Raw genomic sequence first — 2,579 nt, forward strand, 5'->3', positions numbered from 1 at the left:
TCTTCTGGGTCTTCTGGGTCTTCTGGGTCTGAGCCGGGCGCTCGTCGGAGCGGGAGGCCGGCTGCTGCTCGGTCTGGCGGGTCTCGGTGGAGCCGCTGCTCTGCGCGGAGCCGCCGCTGTAGCCGGCGCTCGACAGGCCCTTGCCGCAGACCGGCCAGGCACCCTTGCCCTGGCTCGCCAGGACCTTCTCGGCGACCTGGATCTGCTGGTCCTTGCTGGCCTGGTCGGCGGTGGAGGCGTACTGGGTGCCGCCGTACGCGGACCAGGTGGAGGCGGAGAACTGCAGACCGCCGTAGTAGCCGTTGCCGGTGTTGATGGACCAGTTGCCGCCGGACTCGCACTGGGCGACGGCGTCCCACTCGGAGGCGGTGGCGGCGGAGGCGCTGCCGGACGCGATCAGCGGGGCGGCGACGGCGGCACCGGTGACACCGGCGATGGCGATGACCCGAGAGGCCTTGGACGGACGGCGGTGCGTGCCCTTGCCGGAAAACAGCATGGAGAGATCCCCTCACCGACGCCTGCGAGGTGAGCTGTCGGGTTCGGGCCGGTTGAGTTGCCCGGCCGCGCCCCTCCCGGGACGCGGCTTCACCCCAAGCCCTTCCGGCACAACCGGCCGGTCGGGCACTTACCTTGGGTCCCCCGCTCCTGCCTACGGCGCTTGACGCGACGACTGTTCCCGTGCGGCCGCTGGCAGGATTCGGCGTTGCGGCAGCCGGGGCTCGTGGTGACGAGCGGTCATGACCGTAGACAGGTGATCCGGGGAATTTCAAAGACGATCAGGGCTTCTGAGATCTATCTCTCACCGCACCGATAAGGGACATCAGGTACGAACCGTGACGTGAACTCGCACGGTTTCGGGGTGACTTCCGCCGCCGTTTCCGGACTGCCCCACCGGCTACTTCTCGTCCGCTTCGCCCTTTACCGTGAGCTTCTGACCGGGGCGGATGAGGTTCGGGTCGGTGCCGACGGCCGTCTCGTTCCCGACGTAGAGCGCATGCCACCCACCACTGAGGTCAAGGGAGTTCGCGATGGACCAGAGACTGTCGCCGGGGCGGACGGTGTAGGAGCCGTCCGTCGCCTCCCGGGAGGCCTCGCCGGCGCGCGAGGCGTGCCGTCCGGCGGACCCGGAGGTGCGGCCGTCCTCGGCCGCGGTGCCCTCGTCGGCACTGGGGCCGCGGTGGCGGCCGGCGGCGATGTCGGGTCCGGTTTCCGTTCCGGTTGCGGCGGGCGCCGAAGAGTCGTCGCCCTGGGGAGAGTTGTCGGGCTTGTCACTCTCGGGGGCGGGCGACGGGTCCTGCGTCGAGGAGTCGACAGAATCGGGTGACTTGTCGGACTTGGTGGTTTCGTCCTCCGGGGTCGACTGCTCGTCGGAGGGCGACTCGACGGAGTCGAGCAGTCCGGGCGAGTCCGTCGGAGCGGACGAGTCGGACGTTTCCGGGCTCTTGTCCTGCTCCAGGCCGGAGAGCAGCCCGCAGGTGCGCCACGCGCCGACCCCCTGGTCGGCGAGGATTCTCTCGGCCACGGCTATCTGCTGGGAGCGGCTGGCCAGGTCGGCGCTCGGGGCGTAGTCGAGGCCGCCGTGGTTCTCCCAGTCCTCCTGGGACAACTGGAGGCCGCCGAAGTACCCGTTGCCGCTGTTCTGGCTCCACGCGCCGCCGGTCTCGCAGTCCGCGACCCGGTCCCAGGTCGTGCCGTCGGCCGCGCTGGCACCGGAGGCCCCGAGGAGCGGGATCGCGATGGCGGAGCCGGTGACCCCGGCCGCGACGAGGAGAGCCGGAGCCTGGCGGGGGCGACGGTGCCGACCGTTCCCGGAGAGCATACGGAGACCTTTCGCGAGACAGCAGTGACCGGCGCGGCACAGGGTCCCCCCGGGGCCGCGCTGATGATGGGTGAACGTATCGGCAGACGATCACTTGTCACAAGTTCATGCCGCGCAGATCACGTGAAGATCACAGTCATGACGGCGTGTCATGTTTAGGCCGGTGAGAACTCCACCGGCAGCGTGCGCAGCCCGCGCATGATGAGGCCGCCGCGCCATCGCAGCTCGGCCGGATCCGCCGCCGGCCGCAGGTCCGGGAGGCGGGTGAGGAGCGTGGCGAGCGCGGTCTGGCCCTCCAGGCGGGCGAGCGGGGCGCCGAGACAGTAGTGGATGCCGTGGCCGTAACCGAGGTGCTGGTTGTCGCGGCGGGCGAGGTCGAGCACGTCCGGATCGGCGAACCGCTCCGGATCCCGGTCCGCGGCGGCCAGGACGACGAGGACCGGGTCGCCGGGCGCGATGTGCTGCCCGCCGATGGTGAGCGGCTGGGTGGNNCCCCTCTCCCCGGCGGCGAGGGACGCCTGGAGGCGCGCGCGCTGCTCGGGGTGGGTGAGCAGGGCGTAGGTGCCGTTGCCGATCAGGTTCACGGTCGTCTCGAACCCGGCGAACAGCAGGATGAAGGCCATGGCCGCGGCCTCGTTCTCGGTGAGGTGCTCGCCGTGGTCGGAGGCGCGGATGAGCCCGGAGATGAGGTCCTCGCCGGGGGCGGGCTCGGTGGGCAGCGCCTCCCGCTTGCGGTGGATGAGGTCGGCGAGGTAGCCGC

3 protein-coding genes and 1 riboswitch are annotated in these 2,579 nt (G+C 71.0%); all 3 genes read right to left on the bottom strand.

Going from position 1 to position 2,579, the window contains the following annotated elements; all coding sequences use genetic code 11:
- Window positions 1–496 (bottom strand): transglycosylase family protein (locus CCL05_RS38845; RefSeq protein WP_107400573.1); only part of this gene is annotated, 496 nt, incomplete at its 3' end.
- Between the two features lie 4 nt (window positions 497–500).
- A riboswitch (cyclic di-AMP (ydaO/yuaA leader) is annotated at window positions 501–667 on the bottom strand.
- 228 nt (window positions 668–895) lie between these two features.
- Window positions 896–1,819 carry a LysM peptidoglycan-binding domain-containing protein gene (locus CCL05_RS38850; RefSeq protein ID WP_086565325.1) on the bottom strand — a complete coding sequence of 308 codons (924 nt, stop codon included), beginning with the start codon at window positions 1,817–1,819 and terminating at the stop codon, window positions 896–898.
- A gap of 155 nt (window positions 1,820–1,974) precedes the next feature.
- On the bottom strand, window positions 1,975–2,579 hold a 605-nt coding region (locus tag CCL05_RS38855; protein ID WP_143590018.1), incomplete at its 5' end, for a cytochrome P450.

The sequence above is a fragment of the Streptomyces africanus genome, assembly GCF_002150735.1.
Taxonomy (GTDB): Bacteria; Actinomycetota; Actinomycetes; order Streptomycetales; family Streptomycetaceae; genus Streptomyces; species Streptomyces africanus.

Excerpts from the sequence above, each read along its gene's own strand:
- CCL05_RS38850 (WP_086565325.1), bottom strand. The coding sequence starts at position 1,819 with ATGCTCTCCGGGAACGGTCGGCACCGTCGCCCCCGCCAGGCTCCGGCT.